The organism is Blautia sp. 1001283B150304_161114_C9 (assembly GCF_015668165.1).
Classification (GTDB): Bacteria; Bacillota; Clostridia; order Lachnospirales; family Lachnospiraceae; genus Blautia_A; species Blautia_A wexlerae.
Genome location: NZ_JADPGO010000015.1, coordinates 20,262 through 45,338, shown reverse-complemented (window position 1 = coordinate 45,338; position 25,077 = coordinate 20,262). Strand labels below are relative to the sequence as shown.

Here is a 25,077-nt window from a genome sequence, read left to right as displayed (position 1 = left end):
GAATTCTGTCGCTGAAGTGGTCCAGGTGATTTTATCCGAAGTATGAGTGTAAAATGTGCAATATAATGCACAAAATAATAAAAAAGATACATCGGGAAATGAACATCTGAAAAGAAAGAATGTATGTAATGGTTTGTCAGTCTGCTATTTCATGAAGAGGCTGTGTTGTTATGAATTGTTGAGAAACCTTTATAATATCGCACGAATATGCAGGGAATATTGGATATATAATAAGGAGAACACAGAGCTTTTTGTAAAAAAATGTAAATGATCAAAAAAACATGTTGACAAATCATAAGGGCAGTGATATTGTAAGGATGTACAAAATAATACACAGAAAAAGTTAAGCAAAGGCGCTTACCCATACGGGTCAGTTTGTCTTTGCTTTTTTTATTATCTTAAGGATGCAGGAGGACACAGCTATGAAATTAAAAGACACAGGATTAACTTTTCAGGACATTAAGGACAAAGTAAACAAGTACATGATCGAGACTTATGAGAGATTTGATTTCCTTGCAGAGACAGCAGAGGGCATGTACATTTATGATGAGAATAAAACCCCATATCTTGATTTTTATGCTGGTATTGCAGTAAACAGCGCAGGAAACTGTAACCCTAAGGTTGTAGCTGCTGCAAAGGATCAGTTAGATGATATTATGCATACATTCAACTATCCATACACAATCCCGCAGGCGCTGCTTGCTGAGAAGGTCTGTGAAACAATCGGAATGGACAAGATTTTCTATCAGAACTCTGGTACAGAGGCTAACGAGGCAATGATCAAAATGGCCCGTAAATATGGTATTGAAAAGTATGGTCCAAACCGTTATCATATCGTAACTGCAAAGATGGGATTCCATGGAAGAACCTTTGGTGCCATGTCTGCAACAGGTCAGCCGGGTAATGGATGCCAGGTTGGATTCGGACCTATGACTTATGGTTTCTCCTATGCACCGTACAATGACCTTCAGGCTTTCAAGGATGCATGTACAGAGAACACAATTGCCATTATGGTTGAGCCTGTACAGGGCGAGGGTGGCGTACATCCTGCAACAATGGAATTCATGCAGGGACTTCGTAAATTCTGTGATGAGAACGATATGCTTCTTCTGATCGATGAGGTACAGACAGGATGGTGCAGAACAGGTGCTGTTATGTCCTATATGAATTATGGTATCAAACCGGATATTGTATCTATGGCAAAGGCTCTGGGTGGTGGAATGCCAATCGGTGCCATCTGTGCAACAGCAGAGGTTGCAAAAGCTTTCACAGCAGGTTCCCATGGAACTACATTCGGCGGACATCCGGTAAGCTGTGCAGCTGCACTGGCTGAGGTGAATGAGCTTCTGGACAGAGATCTGGCTGGAAATGCAAAGAAGGTTGGCGATTACTTTGCAGCTAAGCTTGAGAAGCTTCCTCATGTAAAAGAAGTAAGACATCAGGGACTTCTGGTAGGTGTGGAATTTGATGATACTATCGGCGGAGTGGATGTAAAACATGGCTGTCTTGACAGACATCTTCTGATCACAGCTATCGGAGCGCATATCATCCGTATGATCCCACCGCTTATTGTTACAGAAGAAGAGTGCGACAAAGCTGTAGCAATCATCGAAGATACAATTAAATCTCTGGAAAAATAAAAATCCGGCAACGGAGTGATACAGTAACAGGACAAGGGCGTCACGAATTATATTCGTGCGCCCTTTTATGATATCAGAATCTGATAAAAATTTGAGTGTGAGAGGGAAGAGCATGAAACATCTGGTAATTACGATTGGCTGCGAATATGGAGCCAAGGGCAATGCCATCGGTAAGAAGATTGCACAGGATCTGGGGATTAAGTTTTATGATCGTGATCTTGTGGATGAGATTATCAAAGAGGTAGGCATCCCTACAGACATTATGGACAGAGTAGAGGAAGGCGGAACCATCGCAGGTAAAGGTGCACAGGGTGATGTGAGAGGTTCCTTTTCCAAATATGCGGATCTGACAGACCGCGCCATTCATGTACAGAAGCAGATTATCCGGAAGCTGGCTCAGAAAGAAGCCTGCGTGATCATAGGACGGTCTGCAGATTATATTCTGAAAGATACAGAAGGAATCCAGCTGGTGAGAGCATTTATTTATGCACCTAATGATGTTCGCATTCATAACATTATGGAAAGCCATAATCTTTCGGAAAAGGATGCAAAGCTTCTGCTGGATGAGAAGGATAAACGTTATCATAAGAGACATCTGGCACTGACAGGAAGTAACCGCGGTGACAGACATAACAGGGATATTCTTATTAACAGTGATTTTCTGGGAATTCAGGGAACAGCAGAATATCTGGAAGATCTGATCGCAAAAAAATACGGAAAAAAGGAGGCCTGACCTATGGAACAAAAAACATCAGAATTTGACAAAGTACTTGGTGCATGGGACATACTTGTAATTGCATTTGGCGCCATGATCGGCTGGGGCTGGGTAGTTTCTTCCGGTAACTGGATTGAATCCGGTGGTGTGCTTGGTGCAGCTATTGCATTTGCAATCGGTGGAATCATGATTTTCTTTGTAGGTCTGACTTACGCAGAGCTTACAGCAGCCATGCCTCAGTGTGGTGGTGAGCACGTATTCAGCTACAGGGCAATGGGTTCTACAGGTTCTTTTATCTGTACCTGGGCGATTATTCTTGGATATGTAAGTGTTGCCTGCTTTGAGGCATGTGCATTTCCCACAATCATCACTTATCTGTGGCCAGGGTTCCTGAAAGGATATCTCTATACAGTTGCAGGCTTTGATGTTTATGCATCCTGGCTGATCGTGGCAATTGTGATTGCTTTTCTTATTATGATAATCAACATTAATGGAGCAAAAACTGCAGCAGTTTTGCAGACTGTTCTTACCTGTATTATCGGCGGTGCCGGAATTATTCTGATCGTGGCTTCTGTGGTTACAGGAAGTGTGGATAACCTTCAGGGACAGATGTTTGTTGGAAACGGTACCGGTGAAGCAATGAAAAGTATTATTAAGGTTGCAGTTATCACTCCGTTTTTCTTTATTGGTTTTGATGTTATCCCACAGGCAGCAGAGGAGATTAATGTTCCGCTGAAAAAAATCGGTAAAATGATGATCCTCTCTGTTGTGCTGGCTGTTGTATTTTACGCATTGGTTATTCTTGCAGTAGGTTATATCCTGAATCCGGCAGAGATTATTGAGTCTCAGCAGGGAACAGGACTTGTAACAGCAGATGCCATGGCCAAGGCTTTCGGGACAAAGATTATGGCCAAGGTTATCATTGTAGGTGGAATGTGTGGTATTATTACATCATGGAACTCCTTCCTCCTTGGCGGTTCCCGTGCCATGTACTCTATGGCAGAATCCTACATGATTCCTCCGTTTTTTGCAAAGCTTCATCCGAAGCACAAAACTCCGGTTAATTCTCTGTATCTGATCGGTGCCCTGACTATGCTGGCTCCTTTTGCAGGAAGAACAATGATGGTCTGGATCTGTGATGCAGGTAACTTCGGATGCTGCCTTGCATACTGTATGGTCTCTGTCTCTTTCCTGATCCTTCGTAAAAAGGAACCGGATATGGCAAGACCTTACAAAGTAGGCCACTACAAATTTGTAGGTTTTATGGCAGTAGTCATGTCAGGGCTGATGCTTCTGGTTTACTGTATTCCGGGTTCCGGTGGAAGTCTGGTATTTCAGGAATGGCTTATGGTAGGTAGCTGGAGTTTACTTGGAGTTGTATTTTATGCGATCTGTAAACGTAAATATAAAGAAGATTTTGGTAAACTTATTGAACTGATTTCTGATGAGGATGCAGCAAGTCTTATGCCGGAGGCTGATGATGAAGAGCTTGATGTGGTAATCGATGCGGCTATTGACAGGGTGCTTTCCTCTATGGCATAACGCTATAAATGACATGACAATTATTGCTAGTACATCGTTTTCGAAATAACTATACCACTCACTTGTCTGCGAATCCGATTGCACAGGTCTAAAAGCCTCAGCGTAGCCCGCTACGCCTGCGTTTTTATACCAGCACACTCGAATCCGCATCCTACGCGATTGGTATAGTTATTTACGAAACGCTGTACTAGGAATTATTTTGGGTAACAGAGTTTTGAATTTGTGCAGGGTAGATGCCCTGCACATTGCAATATTGAAAAAATACAGGAAAAGAGGCAGAAATTAATGAATCCATTTGAATTTTTTATTCCTCAGAATATTACAGTCGGTGCAGGTACTCTGGCGAAGCTTCCGGAATGTGCCAAAAAGCTTGGAGGTTCTCATGCAATGCTGATCTCAGGACCAACTCTCCGGAAAATGGGAGTTGTGGATAAGGCGGCGGATTATCTGAAAGACGCCGGAATGGCAGTGGATATTTTTACAGATGTAGAAGCCAATCCGTCTGTCACCACAGTGGAAAAAGCGACAGAAGCGTATAAGGATTCCGGCGCAGATTTTATCGTTGCGCTGGGCGGTGGTTCTCCTATGGATGTCGCAAAAGCAGTGGGAGTTACGGCTAAATATGGCGGCAGTATTACAGAATATGAGGGGGCACATAAGGTTCCCGGAAAAATTGTTCCGCTGATCGCAATCCCGACTACTGCGGGAACCGGTTCAGAGGTTACGGCATTTTCTGTTATCACTGACCACAGCAGAGATTATAAGCTGACGGTATTCAGTTATGAACTTCTTCCTGCATATGCGATTCTGGATCCTGAGCTTCTCACATCTGCTCCGGCATCTGTGGCAGCAGCCTGCGGAATCGATGCATTTATCCATGCGGAGGAGGCTTATGTTTCCACAGCAGCATCTCCTTTTTCTGACGCAATGGCAGAGAAAGCAATGGAGTTGATCGGTGGAAATATCCGCCGTTTTGTGGCAAGACGTACAGATTTGGAGGCAGCAGAGGCAATGCTTACGGGATCTCTTTTTGCAGGAATCGCTTTTTCCTTTGCAAGACTTGGAAATGTCCATGCCATGAGTCATCCGGTAAGTGCTTTCTTTAATGTGGCACATGGAGTGGCAAATGCAGTTCTTCTTCCCGTGATCGCAGAATATAATGCGCTGGCAGATCATGGCAGATATCTGAAGATTTATAATTATATCAGTCCAATCTCGGCATATGAGGATGAATTCGAACCGCTGATGCTGGTGGATGCCATCCGGGAATTAAACGAAGATATCGGAATCCCGGAAGACCTGACCACAGCCATCCGCCAGGCAAAGAAGGGAGAAGAGATTTCTGATGAGGAGATTGAAAGCAAGATTGATGCCATGGCAGATGATGCTATGAAGAGCGGAAATATTGCAGTAAATCCAAGATCCTCCAGAAAGCAGGATATTGTGAAACTGTATTATAAAGCTTTATAAGATAAAGAATAATGCAGTATTTTATGTGATTGCTACAGGTAGGATATTGATTAAAAATATCTGTTATTATAAAAAACGTGCAGAGACATCGAAGTCGACAGATAACTTCAGGCTTGAAGGTTTATCTCGATTTCAAAATGTATCTGCACGTTATTTTTTTGAGAAATTTCCATTGTATAACTTGCCTGATAGAAAGAAAGATTATATAGTATTAATCAAAATATAGTAAAGTAATGTGGGTCAAAATATTGATTGTTCAGGAGGATTTTATGGCAAAGAAGAAAATGTATGCAGTACGCAAGGGACATAAAACAGGACTTTTTGCTACATGGGCGGAGTGCCAGAAGGCAGTAAGCGGATATTCAGGAGCTGAGTTTCGGGGATTTACAGAGAAAGAGGAAGCATTGGCTTTTCTGAACATGGAGACAACAGGAAATGTATCCGGTGATAAAGCAAAAGAGGCGGCAGGAATCGTGGAAGTACCTGAAAATATGGTCATTGCTTATGTAGATGGAAGTTTCGAGAAAAGTATTGGCAGATATGCCTTTGGTTGTGTGATCCTTACACCGGATGGACAGGAAATCCGTAAATCCGGCAGCGGCAGTGATTCTGCAGGAGTCGCGATCCGAAATGTGGCAGGAGAGATGCTTGGTTCCATGACTGCAGTAAAATGGGCCATAGAAAACAAATATCCAGCTGTGGAAATCCGCTATGATTACGAAGGTGTAGAGAAGTGGGTAACAGGTGTGTGGAGAGCCAAAACACCTCTGACCAGCAAATATGCTGCTCATATGCAGGAAGCAGGAAAGAAAGTACAGATTTCTTTTTGTAAAATAGCAGCTCATACGGGCAATCACTACAATGAAGAGGCAGATCAGCTGGCTAAGAGTGCATTGCTTAAAATGGATGAAGAAGTACGAATATAAAAATCTTATCGCTGAAAGGCGATTTCCAAAGGGATGAAAAATTTATGTGGATGACAATTTGAGTGATCCTCAGGGAAATCAATATACGGAAGTGGAAAAATAAAAAGCAGCTGTGTTACCATTGAAACTGTTAGCTGAAATTTTTATCAAGTAACAGTTTCAATTGACAGGTAACGCAGCTGTTTTTGCTTATGAAAGTGTCATATCCCCGTCTTTCACCCATCCAAGCTTACGGATAAACATGTTGATGAGCGGACACAGGATTGCAGGCAGGATAAAGGAAATCAGCAAAAGTCCGGCCCAGTCCCAGCCTGTGACAGCTGTTTTTGTTCCTGCGGCAATATCATTCATCCATCCGGTGTAGACACCAATCTGTCCTACGAAACCACAGGTACCCATACCGGAAGAAACCGGAGTACCGTTCATCTGAAGTTTGAACAGACAGGTTGCAAGAGGTCCGGTGATGGCTGAAGTAAGGATCGGTGCAATCCAGATGCGTGGATTTTTTACGATATTTCCCATCTGGAGCATGGATGTTCCGATTCCCTGAGAAACAAGACCACCCCATTTATTTTCGCGGAAGGACATTACTGCAAAACCTACCATCTGTGCACAGCATCCTGCAACAGCAGCTCCTCCGGCAAGTCCGGTAAGGCCAAGCGCAGCACAGATTGCGGCAGATGAGATAGGAAGTGTCAGTGCAATACCCACAAATACAGAAACAAGGATTCCCATCAGGAACGGCTGCAGGTTGGTTGCCCACATAATAATATTTCCCACTTTCATTGCTGCACTTCCAAGTGCCGGAGCCCACCACGCGGACAGGGCAACACCTACACCGATCGTGACAAGTGGAGTGACCAGAATATCAATTTTGGTTTCCTTAGATACTGCTTTTCCGATTTCGGAAGCGAAGATGGCTACAAATAATACAGCCAGCGGTCCGCCTGCACCGCCTAATGCGTTAGATGCAAAGCCAACAGTGATCAGTGAAAACAACACCAACGGCGGACAATGTAGCGCATAGCCGATGGCAACAGCCATGGCAGGACCACTCATTGCAGATGCCAGAGAGCCTACGGTATACTGAGTGTCGTTTACAGTTGCCACAGCAGTGGTCAGAAATGAAATATGAAACTGTGTTCCAAGTGTGTTGATGATCGTACCAATCAGCAGGGAGCAGAAAAGACCCTGCGCCATGGCACCAAGGGCATCGATTCCATAACGTTTTATGGAAATCTCGATGTCTTTGCGTCTGAGAAATGCTTTAAACTTTTCCATAGATTACTTTCTCCTGTTTTTATTATGTATAGAAGGGTGTATATACACCTATATACGTTTTTCTCATTATAGTCACATTCACGGAGTAAATCAAGTAGTTTTGTAACTGTTCACACACCACTATCCCGCGAAGTGTTTTGGCATGAATATGCCAAAATCACAATAAAATAGTGGAAAACAATTTACAGAAAGAATATTGTAAAGTATTTTACTGTCTGATATGATAGAAAGAGTTAATTTTACGGAGGAAAAAAAGATGAGTGAATGGATCAGAAAAATAAACTGGAAGTATGTGGTCGTAATGTTGATTGGAAATATAATCCTTGGTTTGGGAATTGCGATATTTAAACTTTCCGGACTTGGAAATGACCCTTTCAGCGGAATGGTAATGGCACTGGCAGAATGTGTGGGAATTGAATATGCCCGTTTTTTAATTCTTCTGAATCTGGGATTTTTTGTAATAGAAATTATCTGGGGAAGAAAGCTTATCGGATTGGGAACGATCATAAATGCGTTATTCCTTGGATATTTTGTTACATTTTTCTATAACCTGATCACATCTGTGATCGATGCACCGGATCAGATGGCAATGCAGGTGGTTACCGTATTTATTGGAGTTATCATAACAAGCCTTGGAATTTCCATGTACCAGCTTCCGAAACAGGGAGTTGCACCATATGACAGTATTTCTCTGATCATGACAGAGAAATGGCCGAAAATTCCGTATTTCTGGTGCAGAGTATCTAATGATGCGATCAGTGCACTGGTGTGTTGGCTTGCAGGGGGAATCGTCGGACTGGGAACACTGGTCAGTGCATTTGGATTCGGACCTTTTGTTCAGTTTTTCGATACACATTTTACATCAAAAGTGCTGGCAAAGCTGGAAAAATAATAAAAAACTGTCCTGTATATGCACATTATACGTAGAAAATAGGTGCATTACAGAGACAGTTTTTTTATTTGTCAGCCTGTTAATTGCATATATGGCATGCTTTACATGCAGATGGCGTAGTAGCGCATCCTCCCATAGCAGTTTCACGCAGTTCTGCAGGAAGCTTTTTACCCACGGTAAACATCGTCTGGATCATTTCGTCCAGAGGAATCAACTGCGGGATTCCTGCGAGAGCCATTTCTGCGGCAATTATAGCGTTTGCCACACCTGCAGCATTTCTGTTCTGACATGGATATTCTACCAGACCGCCGACCGGATCGCATACCAGACCAAGCATGTTCATAAGAACAGTAGATGCAGCAAAAGTACATTCTTTCGGTGAACCTCCCATCAGCTCTACAGCAGCAGATGCAGCCATTGCAGATGCAACCCCTACCTCGGCCTGGCATCCGCCTACCGCACCTGCAACAGTTGCATTTCGCATTGCCAGATAACCAATGGCACTTGCGTTAAATAATGCCCGTATAATCTCTTCATCAGAGAATTGATAATGTTCCTGCATTGCCAGCATCAGCCCCGGTACGATTCCGGCAGAACCGGCAGTAGGAGAGGCCACGATCAGCCCCATGGAGGCATTCGTTTCCAGTGTAGCCATAGCATAAGTAATTGCCTTCTGAAGCAGATTTCCGCAGAGACCTTTTTTCTCCTGAGCGTGGAGACTCAGCTTTCTGGCTTCGCCGCCGATCAGACCACCCATAGATTTTACCGGCTGTCTGATTGGTGAGAAAGCAGCATCTTTCATAATTCCCAGTACTCGTGTCATTTTTTTATTTACAATCTCAGAGGCTGTTTCGCCAAGCTCAATCTCACGGATACGCATAATCTCTGAGATAGGAAGATTTTTTTCTTCACAGAGTGCTAAGAGTTCATTTGCATTTTTAAAATCCATGATAAAAATCCTTCTTTCTTTACATCTGTACGATCATAACTTCATGAATATTTGGGTTCTCGCGAATCGCAGGAACGATATTCTCAGGAAGTTTGCCGTCAGATTCTACGATTGTATAAGCAATCTCTCCCTTGCTTTCACGGAACAGACGCATAAATGCAATATTGATATTGCGGTCACTCAGGCATTTGGTAATATAGGCCACAACGCCGGGAGTGTCCTGATGAATCACGATCACTGCACTGTACTCGCCTGTAAAGTCTACCTGTACGTGATTGATATCTACAATACGGACCTTGCCTCCTCCAAGGGATTCGCCGCGTACGGTCATTTTCTGGCCTTTTTCATTTTCCATGCAGATATCTACGGTGTTCGGATGAATATCTGTTTCCTGCTCATTTGGAGTGAAAGAGAATTTCAGACCTTTTTCATGAGCAATATCAAAAGAATTTCGGATGCGCATATCATCAGTAGAGAATCCCATAATACCACCCAGCAGAGCTCGGTCAGTACCGTGACCATGGTAAGTTTTTGCAAAAGAGCCGTACAGGATGAAGTCGGCTCTCTTTAACGGGCCTTCGATCATTTTCTGGGCAAGATAGGAAATACGCGCCGCACCTGCGGTATGTGAACTTGAAGGACCGATCATGTTCGGCCCCATAACATCAAATACACTGATAAATGACATATTTTTTCTCCTGTGAATATCAATTATAGTCTTGCATGTTTATGGCAATAATCTTATTATTTGTAAATTTCTGATTATATTCTATCATTTAGGAATAAAAGAAGCAAACTTATCGTTAACATTAACAAAAATTAATGTAAAAAATGAGAAAACAGGGTTGCTTTTTCTCTACTGGGCGGTTACAATAACTGTGCAAATTGAAAATAATTTTAAAAATGCTGTTTCAAAATAGGGAACAGCATAAAATTTGCTGTTAGAAATCAGATTCCCGAAAACAGGGTCTGATATCCGAAATCGTAAATTTTAAAGAAAAGGCAGGTGGAACAGAATGGATAATTGCGATTCTCATGGGCGAAGTAGTAGCACAGGATCTGAATTAAAAAGAGTATATGAGTATAGCAGCCGTTTTTGTTCTGCTGTAGTCATATATTTTCAGGATTTTCCATGTATGCATATAGAATAGAAGTTTTTTACTGTCTGTGATCTGACAGTTTCTGTATGTGGAAGATCGGATGTCTTTTTCATTTCTTATCCTGTATTTATGAAATTCCCCCGAATCATGCAATTACATATTGAGCAGTAATGATCCGGCAAAGATGCCGGACAGTTACGGACAGCGGATGAATAGCAGGTTATGGTTTGATACCCTGCAGTTTATTGTGCTGGAAAAAGCATGGAAGAAATGGCAGTAAAATGTAATAAATAACAGACTGCTTTCTTTTGGTGTGCTTTTATGCAAAAAAAACGGAGGATGAAAGAATGGAGAAAAGAGTACAGGATTATTCCAAAGAAATTCTGAAGATCATCCGCAGCAACACCTCTCCGGCCGTTATGGGAGGAAGGCTGCAGGATTATCATGAGAATGACCTGGCAGATGTAATGCCGAAACTGACTGTACAGGAGCGGTGCAAGCTGTACCGTATCCTGGATACAGATATGCTCTCTGATATTTTTGAATATACAGATGAGGAGAATGTAGCAGAGTATCTGAATGAAATGGATGTGAAAAAAGCAGCAGCCATTTTATCCAGAATGGAGACAGATGCTCTTGCAGATGTATTAAATAAAGTTGAAAAAACAAAGAAAAAAATACTGATCGATCTGCTTGAACCGGAGGTTCGACGTGATGTGGAGATGATCGCATCCTTTGATGAGGATGAGATCGGAAGCCGCATGACAACAAATTATATTGTGATCACAGATAAACTGACAGTTAAGCAGGCAATGAGCAGTCTGATCGAACAGGCTGCAAAAAATGACAATATCTCCACTATTTTTGTAGTGACAGAGCAGCAGAAATTTTATGGGGCCATTAATCTGAAAGAACTGATCATTGCCAGACGGGATGATCTGCTTGAGAATCTGGTGGTGACTTCCTATCCATATGTATATGCGGAAGAGAATATTGATGAATGTATCGAAGAACTGAAAGATTATTCTGAGGATTCTATTCCGGTTCTTGACAATGACAATCAGCTTCTGGGTGTCATCACATCTGCCAGTATCATTGACCTGGTTGATGATGAGATGGGTGATGATTATGCGAAGCTGGCCGGTCTGACAGCGGAAGAGGATTTAAAGGAGCCACTGAAAGAAAGTATGAAGAAACGTCTGCCCTGGCTGATCATTCTTCTGGGACTTGGCATGGTAGTTTCCTCAGTGGTAGGAATTTTTGAGAAGGTGGTGACTGCACTTCCGATCATTATGTGCTTCCAGTCTTTGATCCTTGATATGGCAGGTAATGTGGGTACCCAGTCTCTGGCTGTGACGATTCGTGTGCTGATGGATGAATCTCTGACAGGTAAGCAGAAACTGGAACTTGTGTGGAAGGAAATGAGAATTGGTCTGTGTAATGGCGGACTTCTTGGAATTCTGTCTTTTGCACTGATTGGATTGTATATTTATCTGTTTAAAGGAAAAACACTTTTGTTTTCCTATGCAGTATCCGGATGTATCGGTGTGGCACTGTTGCTGGCTATGTTGATCTCCAGTGCAGTAGGCACCTGTATTCCATTGTTCTTTAAGAAGATCAATATTGACCCGGCAGTAGCATCAGGTCCGCTGATCACAACAGTGAATGACCTTGTTGCAGTAATTACCTATTATGGCCTGAGCTGGCTGTTCTTATTAAAAATGCTGAATCTTGCAGGCTGAATTTCAGATAATAAAAACAGAAAGAGAGATAAAATCTTTATGGATTTAAAACAATTACAGTATTTCGTAGTATGTGCGCAGACAGGTTCATTCAGTGATGCTGCGAAAAATCTGTATTCTACACAGCCCAGCGTCAGCAAGGTGATCAAGGGACTGGAAGATACGCTGGGAATGCAGCTTTTTGAACGGCTTCCAAGAGGAATCAGACTGACAGTACAGGGGCACAAGATTTATGAATATGCGTCGAAAATTATAAATGAAGTAAATGTTCTGGAAAATATGGCTTCCAGCGGAATGACAAAATGGATCCGGATATCTTTAAACCCCAGTTCCTGGTTTGCCAATCAGTTTGTAGACTTTTATAATGAAACCTATGAAAAAAAGTACCATTTCCAGGTAACAACAGCAGGCGTACAAAGCGTAATGGAAAGAGTCAGGGATTATATGGATGACATTGGTTTTGTATATATCCTCAGTCAGCAGAAGGAAAATTTTTTGTATGAACTGTCAAAAAACAAAATGCATTTCGAACCTATCTATGAAACAGATGTAATGCTGTATCCGGGAGGGCTGACAGAGCTTTACAATTCCGGCAAAGAGAGGGCAGAACTGGAAGACCTGGAGGGAATCCGTTTTATACAGAATTATCAGGATGAATTTTTTGACATCGGTGCTGTAAAAGAAGATGCATTCCAATGGAAGGATATTGACATTTCCGTGCTGACCAACAGTGATTATATTATGGAAAAAATGCTGAAGAACAGTAAGGTGGCAAATATAAGCGGAAGTTACCTGTCAGAAAACAAAGAAGGCACTACACCGGGAATCCCTCTGGATCTTGGAGACAGTAAAGTGATTTTTGGCTTTATACTCCACAAAGGAGAAGAGATGGACGAGAGTGTGGCTGAACTTGTGGGATTTTTAAAGAATAGATTGCCGAAGCATTAAATGATCATAGGTATTCCAAAAACAAAGATAGATATTCAAATTAAGAATAGCTTATAACCCCCAGGGTGGGTTGTGGGCTATTTTTGCTTTTGTTAAACTGAATGATGGCAAATTAGGAGTACAATTTTCAAAAATTATAAAATGGAGATAATCAAATGAGAAAATATGCATTCAGACGACTGCTTCAGCTGATTCCCATTTTGTTTGCGATTACTTTTCTCTCTTATGGCATGATGCGGATTGCGGGAAGTGATGTAGTAACACAAAAAATGGAAAATACAGGACAGATCCTGTCAGAAGATAAGTTAAATGCAGCCAGAGAACAGCTGGGACTGGACAAACCATTTCTGACCCAGTATTTTGTGTGGCTTTGGAAACTGCTTCATGGAGATATGGGAAACAGCTATGTATCCAGTCTTCCGGTTTTTGATACGTTCATATCGAAGCTTCCGGCAACGCTGCTTCTTACAGTGACATCTATTTTGCTGACCATCATCATATCAATCCCTCTGGGGATTCTGTCAGCAGTAAAACAGAATACGATCACGGATTATCTGATCCGTTTATGCAGCTTTATAGGAAACAGTCTTCCTAATTTTTTTGTATCATTGCTGTTGATGTATTTTCTTGCAATCAGGCTGAGGATTTTTCCGGTTATATCCAAAGATGTAAGTTTAAAGAGTGTGGCAATGCCGGCAATCACTCTGGCAATTGCCATGTCTGCCAAGTATCTCCGCCAGGTCCGTGCAACTGTGCTGGATGAATTAAGCAAAGACTATGTGGCAGGAGCGAAAGCAAGAGGAGTAAAGTTTTCTGTCACTCTTTGGAAAAGTATTATGAAGGCTTCGCTGGTAACCATCATTACCTTGCTGATGCTGTCAGTGGGAAATCTGCTGGGAGGAACTGCAATCGTAGAATCAATCTTTATGTGGGATGGAGTTGGAAAGATGGCAGTAGATGCCATCTCCATGCGTGATTATCCTATTATTCAGGCCTATGTTATGTGGATGGCGATCATCTATGTTGTAGTAAATCTGCTTACAGATCTGTCATACCGGTTCCTGGATCCGAGAATCCGTCTGGGAGGTGTGAAACAATGAGTGAAAAGCAGAATAAAAATGTGACAGTGCGTGTACAGAAGATTAAGAAAAACCATATAAAACAAAAGCTGATCTTTTTTCTTATTCTTGCAATAGGGCTTGTAATACTTGCAATTTTTTCAGAGCATCTCTGTCCATATGACCCTTATGCACAGGATCTGGCAAGTGCACTTCAGCCTCCCAGTCTTCAGCATCCTATGGGAACAGATACATATGGGAGAGATATGCTGTCCAGAGTGATAAGTGGTGCAAGAGCCAGTATTTTCTCTACCTTTATCCTGGTTGCTGTGATCGCTGTGCTGGGAACAGCTGTGGGTGTATGCTGCGGATATTTTGGCGGAGCTGCAGATGCTGTTATGATGAGGATTTCAGATGTATGTCTTGCTTTCCCTGGGCTTGTATTTGCCATGGCGATCGCGGCTATTCTTGGGGGAGGCATTCAGAATGCTGTTATAGCACTGGCAGTAGTAAGTTGGCCGAAATATTCACGTATTGCCAGAGGGCAGACTCTGGCATTAAAAGAGGAACCCTATATTCATGCTGCCATACTTGCAGGTGACAGCTCAGGTCAGATTATGCTCAGGCATATTCTTCCCAATATGCTGGGACCTGTTCTGGTAACAGCCATGCTTGACATTGGTACTATGATGATGGAGCTTGCGGGCCTGTCATTTCTTGGACTGGGAGCACAGATTCCCATGGCTGAGTGGGGAAGTATGATGAGCAGCGGACGAAGTATGATCCAGACATATCCATGGGTAGTATTATCACCTGGAATTGCAATTTTTATATCTGTGGCAATTTTCAATCTGTTAGGTGATACAGTTCGTGACTATCTGGATCCGAAGAACAGCCGTTTATGATAAGTAATATCGAAAACATAAGGAGGAAAGAAAATGAGAGCAAAGAAATTTCTGGCAATGGCAATTGCCTTGGGACTGGCGGTAGGAGCGACAGCTATGCCAACACTGGCAGCAGACAAAAAGACATTTGTATTTGGTGATACCACCTTTAATGCGGAAAATGAAGAGGCAGATATTAATCCACAAAATACATATGCAGGATGGGCGTGTATCCGTTATGGAGTAGGGGAAACTCTTTTCCGTTATTCCGATACCATGGAGATAGAGCCATGGATCGCAAAAAAGTATGAAAATATTGACGAGCTGACCTGGAAGATCACACTGAATGACGGAGTTGTGTTCTCCAATGGACGTGCCTGTGACGGAGAGGCAGTAAAGGAAAGCCTGGAGGCTCTGGTTGCCAATCATGAGCGTGCAGCAGGAGATCTCTGCATTGATACTATCGAGGCTGACGGAAATACTGTTACCATAAAGACTACAGAACCGAAGCCTGCACTGATCAATTATCTCAGTGATCCTTACGGATGCATTATTGATATGCAGGCAGGTGTCAGTGATAATGGTATTGTGATCGGTACAGGTCCTTATGTGGCAACTGAACTGGTGACAGATGATCATGTTAATCTTGTAAAAAACGAAAACTACTGGAATGGAGATGTAAATGTGGATGAGATCACTGTCCACACAATCTCTGACGGTGATACACTGGCAATGGCTCTTCAGGCAGGGGAAATTAATGCTGCCTATGGTATGGCATATGCAAGCTATCCCTTATTTGAAAATGATGACTTTACATTTACCAGTACAGCTACAAGCCGTGCATTCTATGCGTGGATGAACTTTGAAAGTCCTGTAACATCTGACCCGGCAGTGCGTAAAGCAATTGCCATGGGTATTGATAAGGACAGCTTTGTGTCTGCGCTTCTGAATGGATATGGATATCCCGCAGTCGGCGCTTTCCCGGATACCTTCTCTTTTGGCGGACAGAATCTGACAACAGAGAGCTATGATCCTGATGGGGCGAAAAAGGTTCTGGAGAAAGCTGGATGGGTGGATTCTGATGGTGACGGTATCCGTGAAAAAGACGGACAGAAACTGGAAATCCGCTGGCTTACTTATCCAAGCCGTCAGGAGCTTCCGCTTCTTGCAGAGTCTGCACAGGCGACCTTAAAAGAAATCGGTATGGATGTTCAGGTGAATTGTACCTCTGATAATAATACTATCCGTAAAGATCCTACATTATGGGATGTATATGCAAGTGCCATGGTAACTGCACCTACAGGAGATCCGGAGTATTTCTTCACTTCCTGTACACTGGATGAATCTGCAAGCAATAACGGACATTATCACAGTGATAAACTGGAAGATCTGGAAAAACAGATGAAGCAAGAATTTGATGCAGATAAGCGTTCAGATCTGGCAATCCAGATGCAGCAGACAATCCTGGATGATAATGCCTATGTATTCTGTTCTCACCTGAGAATGAGTATGATCATGCAGTCTAATGTAACAGGACTGACTGCACATCCATGTGATTATTATGAACTGACAGCAGATCTGGATATTAACTAAACTTGAACGATGATATTTCAGGGGTAAAAGGTATTTTGCGTTACTGCTCACATATCACTATTCCGCGAGGTGTTTTGGCATGAATATGCCAAAATCCCGAGACATACAAGCCAAAATTCCATTGCCGCAGGCAATCTGGAATGAATTTTGGCTACGTTACTGAGAACGGAGTGGGAGTGAACAGTAACTATTTTGCCCCTGATTTGGTAAGGATTAACAAGGATGGTTTACAGATGGATAGAAAAATACTGACCTACGATTCCGTAGAGATATCATTTGGCGGAAAAGCGGTGGTTCATGATGTGAGTTTTTCCCTTGAACATGGAGAAATACTTGGTCTTGTGGGGGAATCAGGCAGTGGAAAAAGCACTCTGATCAAAGCTGCAATGGGACTTCTGGGATCGGATGGTCTTGTGACAAGAGGAGATATCCGATATATGGATCAGAATATCCTGGATATACCGGAGAAAGAAAAAAGAAAGATCAGAGGTGCAAAAATCGGAATGATCTTTCAGGACGCAGGTGCTTCCCTGTGCCCGATCCGCACCATTGGAGAGCAGATTTACGAAAGTATGTGTGCACATACAAAGATAACAAGAAGTGAGGCCAAAACCAGGGCAATGGATCTGTTTGACAAACTGAATTTTAAGGACAGCCAGCGCGTGTGGGACAGTTATCCATTTGAACTGTCTGGCGGAATGAATCAGAGGGCAGGTATTGCAATCGCCATGCTTATGAATCCGCCTATCTTATTTGCAGATGAGCCGACCAGTGCTCTGGATGTGTCTGTACAGCGTCAGGTTGTAAAGGAAATGCTTAAGTTAAGAGAGTTGTTTGGAACTGCAATCGTGATCGTGACACATGATATCGGAGTAGTTCGGGCAATGGCAGATACTGTGTTAGTTTTGAAAAATGGCAAAACAATAGAACATGGCACAGCAGACCGTGTACTAGATCATCCCCAGGATTCTTATACCAGGAAATTGCTGGAAGCTGTACCAAAGCTGCAAAGGAAGGTCAGAGTATGAGCATACTTTTAGAGGCAGAACATTTAACAAAAACATTTACCCAGAGAGGAAAAAATCCTTTTAAAGCAGTAAATGATGTAAGCTTTACACTGGAAAGAGGAGAAACGCTGGGAATCGTAGGAGAATCCGGCAGCGGGAAAAGTACCATAGCAAAGCTGATCACCCGGCTGACTGACATCACAGAGGGTACGCTGAAATTTGAAGGAAAAGATATTACAAGACTGAAACAAAGTCAGCTGAAAGAGATATATGGAGATATACAGATGGTTTTTCAGAATCCGGTGGGTTCTTTTGATCCCAGAAGGACACTGGGTGACGGAATTGGTGAGAGTCTTAGAAACCGTGGAATGAAAAAGGCTGATGTGGAGAAAAGAGTAGCAGAATTGCTTGAGCAGTGCGGCCTTGAGAAGGAATATGCAAAAAGATATCCTCATGAGGTAAGTGGCGGACAGTGTCAGCGGGCTGCGATAGCAAGAGCTCTGGCAGTAGAACCAAAAGTTCTGATCTGTGATGAGGCAACCAGTGCTCTGGATGTAACCATACAGAAACAGATCATGGAGCTTCTGGAAGACCTGAAAGAGAAGAATGGGCTGTCTTTTATCTTTATTTGTCATAATCTGGCCCTTGTCCAGATGTTCTGTGACAGGGTTCTGGTACTGTATGAGGGAAAAGTAGTGGAAAGCGGAATTCCCGATGATATCATCAATGAACCCAAGGAAGAGTATACGCAGAGACTGGTGGATGCGGTACTTTCGTGAATGTGATTTTTTTGGAAGTGCGATAGTGGTATGAAAAATACAGGCAAAACTATGCCGGATAAGAATATATAGATATCCCCTTGGGTGGGTTGTTGACGCTTTAATGTGGTGCTACAATACAGTTGTTTGTAAGGTGCGCGCCAGATAAAAATAATATTTTCACAGGAAAGGAAGTATATTTATGCATATACCTGAAAATTATTTAAGCCCGTCAACATGTGCTGTAATGACAGCAGCCATGCTTCCGGTGTGGGGATATTCTATTCATAAAATAAAAACAGAGATACCGAAATCAAAGATGCCGCTTCTTGGTATTGGGGCAGCCTTTTCATTTCTGGGAATGATGTTTAATGTTCCGCTTCCGGGCGGTACAACAGGACATGCAGTAGGGGGAACTCTTATTGCCATACTGACAGGAAGTCCTGCAGCCGGGTGCATATCGGTTTCTATTGCTCTGCTGATACAGGCACTTCTTTTTGGAGATGGCGGAATCCTTGCATTTGGGGCAAACTGTTTTAATATGGCATTTATATTGCCATATCTGGGCTTTTTCCTGTATAAACTTCTTTTGAAGAAAACAGGTATGCGCAAACTTAGCGCGGCAATTGGTTCATATATAGGTATTAATGCTGCGGCCTTTTGTGCAGCTGTTGAATTTGGTATTCAGCCACTGCTGTTCAAAAATGCAGAAGGCCAGGCTCTTTATTGTCCGTATCCGCTAAGTGTATCAATACCTGCAATGATGATCGGACATATTACATTATTTGGTCTGGCAGAGATTATTCTGACAGTAGTGGTACTTACCTTTGTTGAAAAAGTTACACCAAAAGCATTGGATGTTGTTCCGGATAAGACAGCATTTAAACCACTGTATATACTGATGGCTGTTCTCATTGTACTGACTCCTCTGGGACTTCTGGCAACCGGTACTGCCTGGGGTGAATGGGGTGCTGATGAAATCGCTGGTCTGGTAAGTGGCGGAAGCCAGCTTGGATACACTCCGTCAGGAATGACCAATGGATTTGAACTGTCAACTTTGTTTCCTGATTATTCTATGTCCGGGTTACCTGAGTGGACAGGATATATTCTTTCGGCTATTGTAGGCGTGGCACTTCTGGTGATCATTTTTAAGATTATTTCTTCAATGATGAAAGAGAAAGTTGATTTTAAAAAGAAGGCTGCATAACAGATGAATGATCATAAAAAAGAAGAAACTATGCTTCCAGACTGGATGTGTTCCGGAGAAACTTATGTTCCATCTAAAGATAAAGAAGCATTTTTAACAAAAAGTACGAAATCAGTTTTATCTGTGCTTGCAAAAATGCGGTTTTATGAAGGGAAGGATGGCAAATTTTCTGCCACTCCTTCTCTGAAACTGTTTTATACACTTCTATATATTGTTCTTACTGCATGTTCGGGAAATTATCTGTTTACTCTGATCATGTGTGCAGCAGTGACAGTCAGACTGGCGTTTTTTCGGCAAAAGCTATCCGTCAGATCCTGAGAGGAACAGCAGGTGCGGTTCTGTTTTCTATATTGATCCTTCTCCCATCCGTATTTATGGGAACTCCTCAGACTTTAATGAATATTACTTCAAGAGTATATGTATCTGTAACTTTGGTTGGTATTTTGTCATCAGGGACATCCTGGAATAAACTGACAGGAAGTATGAGAACTTTTCGGCTGCCATCCATATTTATTTTTACGCTGGATATTACTTTGAAATATATTTCGGTGCTTGGAGAAATGTGTGCGGCTATTCTTACGTCTGTCCGGTTAAGGTCAGTGGGAAAGAATCCTCAGAAAGCAAAAGCTTTGTCAGGTGTGCTGGGAATCTCATTTCTGAAATCTGGTGAAATGGCGGAAGAAATGCATACAGCAATGTGCTGTCGTGGATTTACAGGAGAGTATAAGAAAAAGCAGAAATACACGTTATGTGCAGCGGATATTTTCAGCACTTTTATTATTGCTGGATGTATTGTATTGTTCTGGTATCTGAACAGAAAGATATGATAATTGACAGGAAAAGACAGAAGAGGGCAGTTATGATCAGACTTGAGAATGTATGTTTTGCATATGAAAAAGAGATTGCACTGAGATATGTGGATCTTCACATAAACAGAGGAGATTCTATAGTTATCCAGGGACCTAACGGATGTGGAAAATCAACACTGATTAAACTATTGAATGGAATTATTTTTCCATCGGAAGGAAAATATTTTTATCAGGGACATGAAATTAATGAAAAAGCGTTAAAAAACAGCCAGTTTGCAAAATGGTTTCATCAGCAGATGGGATATGTGTTTCAGAATGCAGATACCCAGCTTTTCTGTGGAAGTGTGGAAGAGGAGATTGCATTTGGACCGGTTCAGATGGGGCTTTCGGAAGAGGAGATTAAAAAAAGAACAGAAGACTGCCTGCACTTATTTGGATTGGAAAAACTAAGAGAGAGACCACCCTATCATCTGAGTGGAGGGGAGAAAAGAAAGGTTTCACTGGCATGTATTCTTTCGTTGAATCCTGAGGTTCTGATTTTGGATGAACCTCTTGCAGGACTTGATGAAAAAACACAGGATATGCTGGTGGATTTTCTGCAGAGTTTTCATAAAGCAGGAAAAACGTTGATTACGATTACACATAACAGACAACTGGCTGAAACTATCGGTACCAGATTTGCCTGTATGAATGAAGAACATGAACTGAAGATGCTATCATAATATTGATAATTATCTTTTCGTTAAAAAAAGTACTTCCTGCGGACGAAGTACTTTTTTTAATGAGTTTTTTGATGCGCATTGCGCGGAGGTCTGTGCACCTTTATTTGTTGTCTGACACAAATCTTTGTGCGGATACATGAATCATTAAGTATCTCGCTGACTGATATTTAATGATCTCTGCATTGATTATATTTTAACAAAATTATGGGAAAGAACAAGCCTCCCAGGGGGATTTCAAACCATGAAAAAAGTAGTATGAACTATGCAATATATGAATAGGTAAATATTCCCCAGGGGTGTTTGACAATTGTTTACGACCTGAATTTTACTTAGTTACTGTAGCCAGAAGTGCTTTAATATCTTCCAGATCATCAGCAAAATAAATTCCCTGCTGACGATTTTCTGAGGACAGCCCCATCTTGATCATATGGTCAAGAAGCTGCTTCAGGCTGTTATAATATCCATTCAGATTATACAGAATACAGGGGGCATTGAGGTGTTTTAAGGAAACCATGGACATAACTTCTGTGATTTCCTCCAGAGTACCGGTGCCTCCCGGAAATGCAATAAATGCATCACCAAGTTCAATCATTTTTGCTTTTCTTTCAGCCATATCTTTTGTGACGATCAGTTCTGTGATCTCATCATACTGCAGTTCAGAATCTATAAAAAACTGTGGTTCCACGCCTGTTACTTTTCCTCCGGCATTCAGCACACTTTCTGCTATCTGTCCCATAAGACCGGACTTTGAACCACCATATATCAGAGAATTTCCGCTTTCTCCAATCCATGTACCAAGTTCCCGGACAGCATCTCCAAGTGCCGGATCATTTCCCTCCAAAGCTCCAAGATAAACGGTAATATTCATTGTAATTTCCTTTCTTTTTTCATGTACAGGTAATTGTTTTATATAACTGCCTCAAATAACATTACCATCAGCGGCATTGTAATAATCGAGAACAGTGTAGTCATGACATTGATGGCACTGGCATAACGTGAATCATTTCCGTATACCTGGCACATCTGGGTTATTGTGGAAGCAGACGGTGTGATGATCGCCAGAAAGACAATAAGCATGATTTTATTTCCGTCTGCAGAGAACATAGCCAGATGGCTGATCTTAATCATTACAAGTGCAAGCAAAGGCACTGCAATCAGACGAAGAAATGATACAAAATATACTCTTTTGTCAGCAAAAATCTGTTTCAGATTCATTCCTGCAAACAGCATACCGGTTACGATCATACTGGCCGGTCCTATCATGCTGCTCACTGAGCCAAGAGTATTATTGATGATCTCTGGCAAATGGATTTTTGCGAAAAAAAGTACAACACCGATAAAAATAGAAATCATGTTAATATTTAATACAATCTTTTTCCAGTCGTAGGAAGATTCCCGGCTGATAATCTTTTTGCAGTGTGTCCACAGAAAGATAAGCTGCACACTCATAAAAACACATCCATATAAAACCCAGTCCTGTCCAAGAATAAAGGTCACAATGGGTACGATCAAATTTCCTGAATTAGAATAATAAACAGAAGCAATTTCCACTTCATTCAGATGCAAAAGCTTTCCGGCTATGGAGATAATGATCAGGAGAAGAACCTGGGTCATGACAGATGCAGCCAGAGCAAGCAGCAATCCCGTTACAGTATCCATCGTGTAATCTACCTGAAAAGCATTGATGATTACACAGGGAATGATCAGATAGAGAATGATTTTGGATAAAACCTTGCTGTCTTCATCTTTTACAAGCCCAACTTTCACGATCAAATATCCCATGAAGATCATAAGAAACAATTGAATGATCTGTTCCATGAGCAGTATGCTGATATTCATAAATATCCACCTCGTATTCTTAAAAATGTCCGTCATCGGGAATATTGTATTTCCTCGATTTCTGATGTCGGAACTCATTATAGAACTTTCCAGATTACGGTTCAATAGTAATTTTGATGGTTGACAAATTTCAGAATCTGCATATAATTATCAATGGTAATTAACAAAGATAATTATATAGGAGCGTACAATATGACAACTGAAAAAATCAAGCGAATGCTGGATGCATGCTATCAGGCGAAGCGGATACGGGAATTGCTTCCGCCGCTGCCACAGGGAGTTACCCCGTCTTACATTCAGTATCTGGATAACATTCATGCATTGGAAAAACAGGGAATCCAGGTAAAGATATCGGATATCAGTGATGTAATGAATCTTCCACGTCCCGGTGTTACCAGAACTGTAAAGGAAATGGAAACAAAGGGATATCTCCGGAAAATTTCTTCCCCGGATGACGGACGTGTCACTTATATATCCATTACAGAAGAAGGAAGAAAACTGTCACAGAAATATAATGAGTATTATTTTGGGGAACTGGTTCCCTATCTCAGTGAGATATCCGAAGAGGAAGCTGACTGCATGATCCGGACAATTGAGAAATTTTACCAGATCATGTGTGAGAGGAGGAATCACTATGACAAATGATAGATCTGATTTCACACAGGGAAATATTCTGAAAAAGCTGGTTTCTTTTATGATGCCCATTCTCGGGGCACTGATCCTGCAGGCAGCATATGGTGCAGTTGACCTTCTTGTTGTGGGAAGGTTTGGCTCTACTGCCGGACTTTCTGCAGTTTCTACAGGCAGCCAGGTCTTAAACCTGGTTACTTTTGTGGTTGTACAGTTTGCAATGGGTATTACAGTTCTGATCGCCCGCTATCTGGGAGAAAGAAGACCGGAAAAGATAGGAGCTGTTATCGGCGGCGGTGCAATTGTGTTTACAATGATTTCGGCTGTGCTGTTTGTTATAATGGTAGCTTTTGCACATCCGATTTCTGTGCTGATGCAGGCGCCGGAATCAGCCGTCAGTCTTACATCCAGTTATGTACGTATCTGTGGCGGCGGTATTTTCTTTATTGTAGCTTACAACCTGCTGTCTGCAATTTTTCGTGGACTGGGTGACAGTAAATCGCCGCTTCTGTTTGTGCTGGTGGCATGTATTGTAAATGTGATCGGAGATCTGGTGCTGGTAGCGGGACTTCATATGGATGCAGCCGGAGCTGCTATTGCAACAGTTGCTGCTCAGGCACTTAGCGTGGTATTCGCACTTATCCTGCTTGTTAAAATGAAACTTCCGTTTACGATTACAAAAAAAGACTTCAGGCTGAATGTACAGTGCAAAAGATTTTTTCAGATCGGACTTCCTCTTGCATTGCAGGAATGTCTGACACAGATTTCCTTCCTTGCGCTCTGTGCATTCGTAAATCGGCTGGGACTGGAGGCTTCGTCCGGCTACGGGGTTGCCTGCAAAATCGTTAACTTCGCCATGCTGGTACCAAGTTCTCTGATGCAGTCTATGGCATCCTTTGTATCTCAGAACATAGGAGCGGGCAAGAAAAAACGAGCAAAACAGTCCATGTTTACAGGAATCGGAGTAGGGCTTGCTGTGGGATGCGTGGTATTTATACTGGTTATGTTCAAAGGTGATATGCTGGCTGGTATTTTCTCCACAGATGCAGAAGTTATCAGTAATGCATTTGACTATCTGAAAGGCTTTGCACCAGAAACCATAGTGACAGCAATCCTGTTCAGTATGATTGGCTATTTCAATGGAAATAACAAGACAGTCTGGGTAATGATCCAGGGACTGATCCAGACACTTCTGGTACGTTTGCCACTGGCATATTTTATGAGTATACAGCCAGATGCAAATCTTACCAAGATCGGACTGGCTGCCCCTGTGGCAACAGTAACGGGAATTATCTTGAATGTGGGATTTTATATATACCTGAACCGCACAGAAAATACACCGGGCTGATTCTTTCTGGACATTCT

The 25,077-nt window shown here is 42.1% G+C and carries 23 protein-coding genes; 18 read left to right on the top strand and 5 right to left on the bottom strand.

Going from position 1 to position 25,077, the window contains the following annotated elements; genetic code table 11:
* Positions 1–422: 422 nt before the first annotated feature.
* The 5 genes from I4V44_RS09435 (at position 423) to I4V44_RS09415 (ending at position 6,293) form a co-directional block, all read left to right on the top strand.
* On the top strand, positions 423–1,640 hold the full coding sequence (locus I4V44_RS09435; protein WP_008706795.1) for an aspartate aminotransferase family protein: 1,218 nt from the start codon (positions 423–425) through the stop codon (positions 1,638–1,640).
* Between the two features lie 112 nt (positions 1,641–1,752).
* Positions 1,753–2,373, top strand: coding sequence for a cytidylate kinase-like family protein (locus tag I4V44_RS09430; protein WP_020993570.1), 621 nt, complete (start codon positions 1,753–1,755; stop codon positions 2,371–2,373).
* 3 nt (positions 2,374–2,376) lie between these two features.
* Positions 2,377–3,897 carry an APC family permease gene (locus I4V44_RS09425; protein ID WP_008706793.1) on the top strand — a complete coding sequence of 507 codons (1,521 nt, stop codon included), beginning with the start codon at positions 2,377–2,379 and terminating at the stop codon, positions 3,895–3,897.
* 285 nt (positions 3,898–4,182) lie between these two features.
* A complete protein-coding gene (locus I4V44_RS09420) occupies positions 4,183–5,367 on the top strand; it encodes an iron-containing alcohol dehydrogenase (RefSeq protein ID WP_178687420.1) in 1,185 nt (394 codons plus the stop codon).
* A 269-nt stretch (positions 5,368–5,636) separates the two neighbouring features.
* Entirely contained in the window at positions 5,637–6,293 is a 657-nt protein-coding gene (locus I4V44_RS09415) for a ribonuclease H1 domain-containing protein (RefSeq protein WP_196002652.1), read from the top strand.
* A 189-nt stretch (positions 6,294–6,482) separates the two neighbouring features.
* On the opposite strand, the gene I4V44_RS09410 is transcribed toward I4V44_RS09415, so the two are convergent.
* Entirely contained in the window at positions 6,483–7,574 is a 1,092-nt protein-coding gene (locus tag I4V44_RS09410; RefSeq protein ID WP_055052633.1) for a PTS transporter subunit IIC, read from the bottom strand.
* A 256-nt stretch (positions 7,575–7,830) separates the two neighbouring features.
* Here I4V44_RS09410 and I4V44_RS09405 point away from each other — a divergent pair, with 256 nt between their 5' ends.
* Positions 7,831–8,466: a YczE/YyaS/YitT family protein gene (locus tag I4V44_RS09405; protein WP_008706774.1), complete on the top strand. Its 636-nt coding sequence runs from the start codon at positions 7,831–7,833 to the stop codon at positions 8,464–8,466.
* A gap of 79 nt (positions 8,467–8,545) precedes the next feature.
* Here I4V44_RS09405 and sdaAA read toward each other — a convergent pair whose 3' ends face one another.
* The gene (sdaAA, locus tag I4V44_RS09400; protein ID WP_196002651.1) at positions 8,546–9,415 is read right to left on the bottom strand and encodes an L-serine ammonia-lyase, iron-sulfur-dependent, subunit alpha; all 870 of its coding nucleotides are present in this window, start codon (positions 9,413–9,415) and stop codon (positions 8,546–8,548) included.
* Positions 9,416–9,434: 19 nt separating this feature from the next.
* Positions 9,435–10,103, bottom strand: coding sequence for an L-serine ammonia-lyase, iron-sulfur-dependent subunit beta (sdaAB, locus tag I4V44_RS09395; RefSeq protein ID WP_025577539.1), 669 nt, complete (start codon positions 10,101–10,103; stop codon positions 9,435–9,437).
* A 759-nt stretch (positions 10,104–10,862) separates the two neighbouring features.
* Between sdaAB and mgtE the strand changes: the two genes are divergently transcribed.
* From mgtE to I4V44_RS09345, 10 genes are all read left to right on the top strand, one after another.
* Entirely contained in the window at positions 10,863–12,257 is a 1,395-nt protein-coding gene (gene mgtE / locus I4V44_RS09390) for a magnesium transporter (RefSeq protein WP_196002650.1), read from the top strand.
* A gap of 39 nt (positions 12,258–12,296) precedes the next feature.
* Complete coding sequence (locus tag I4V44_RS09385; RefSeq protein ID WP_173744093.1) at positions 12,297–13,205, top strand: LysR family transcriptional regulator; 909 nt, start codon at positions 12,297–12,299, stop codon at positions 13,203–13,205.
* Positions 13,206–13,360: 155 nt separating this feature from the next.
* Positions 13,361–14,305 (top strand): nickel ABC transporter permease, encoded by a 945-nt coding sequence (gene nikB, locus I4V44_RS09380; protein WP_196002649.1) that lies wholly within the window; start codon positions 13,361–13,363, stop codon positions 14,303–14,305.
* Complete coding sequence (nikC, locus tag I4V44_RS09375) at positions 14,302–15,168, top strand: nickel transporter permease (protein ID WP_196002648.1); 867 nt, start codon at positions 14,302–14,304, stop codon at positions 15,166–15,168. Before nikB ends, nikC begins: the two co-directional genes overlap by 4 nt.
* 33 nt (positions 15,169–15,201) lie before the next feature.
* A complete protein-coding gene (locus I4V44_RS09370) occupies positions 15,202–16,740 on the top strand; it encodes an ABC transporter substrate-binding protein (protein ID WP_196002647.1) in 1,539 nt (512 codons plus the stop codon).
* 140 nt (positions 16,741–16,880) lie between these two features.
* Positions 16,881–17,768: an ABC transporter ATP-binding protein gene (locus tag I4V44_RS09365; RefSeq protein WP_330610624.1), complete on the top strand. Its 888-nt coding sequence runs from the start codon at positions 16,881–16,883 to the stop codon at positions 17,766–17,768.
* Positions 17,765–18,526, top strand: coding sequence for an ABC transporter ATP-binding protein (locus I4V44_RS09360; RefSeq protein ID WP_118586207.1), 762 nt, complete (start codon positions 17,765–17,767; stop codon positions 18,524–18,526). The genes I4V44_RS09365 and I4V44_RS09360 overlap by 4 nt, the downstream gene beginning before the upstream one ends.
* A gap of 181 nt (positions 18,527–18,707) precedes the next feature.
* Positions 18,708–19,712: a cobalt transporter CbiM gene (cbiM, locus tag I4V44_RS09355; protein ID WP_055199579.1), complete on the top strand. Its 1,005-nt coding sequence runs from the start codon at positions 18,708–18,710 to the stop codon at positions 19,710–19,712.
* A 224-nt stretch (positions 19,713–19,936) separates the two neighbouring features.
* Positions 19,937–20,539: an energy-coupling factor transporter transmembrane component T family protein gene (locus tag I4V44_RS09350; protein WP_243280256.1), complete on the top strand. Its 603-nt coding sequence runs from the start codon at positions 19,937–19,939 to the stop codon at positions 20,537–20,539.
* A gap of 32 nt (positions 20,540–20,571) precedes the next feature.
* On the top strand, positions 20,572–21,243 hold the full coding sequence (locus tag I4V44_RS09345) for an energy-coupling factor ABC transporter ATP-binding protein (RefSeq protein WP_026649038.1): 672 nt from the start codon (positions 20,572–20,574) through the stop codon (positions 21,241–21,243).
* A 325-nt stretch (positions 21,244–21,568) separates the two neighbouring features.
* Here the strand turns inward: I4V44_RS09345 and I4V44_RS09340 are convergent, their stop codons facing one another.
* Both I4V44_RS09340 and I4V44_RS09335 read right to left on the bottom strand, forming a co-directional pair.
* Positions 21,569–22,111, bottom strand: a complete 543-nt coding sequence (locus I4V44_RS09340; RefSeq protein WP_196002646.1) for a TIGR00730 family Rossman fold protein — start codon at positions 22,109–22,111, stop codon at positions 21,569–21,571.
* Between the two features lie 38 nt (positions 22,112–22,149).
* A complete protein-coding gene (locus I4V44_RS09335; protein ID WP_118520292.1) occupies positions 22,150–23,082 on the bottom strand; it encodes an AEC family transporter in 933 nt (310 codons plus the stop codon).
* 192 nt (positions 23,083–23,274) lie between these two features.
* On the opposite strand from I4V44_RS09335, the gene I4V44_RS09330 reads away from it, so the two are divergent.
* Positions 23,275–23,727, top strand: a complete 453-nt coding sequence (locus I4V44_RS09330) for a MarR family winged helix-turn-helix transcriptional regulator (RefSeq protein WP_008706749.1) — start codon at positions 23,275–23,277, stop codon at positions 23,725–23,727.
* A complete protein-coding gene (locus tag I4V44_RS09325) occupies positions 23,717–25,060 on the top strand; it encodes an MATE family efflux transporter (RefSeq protein WP_118520294.1) in 1,344 nt (447 codons plus the stop codon). Before I4V44_RS09330 ends, I4V44_RS09325 begins: the two co-directional genes overlap by 11 nt.
* Positions 25,061–25,077 lie beyond the last annotated feature (17 nt).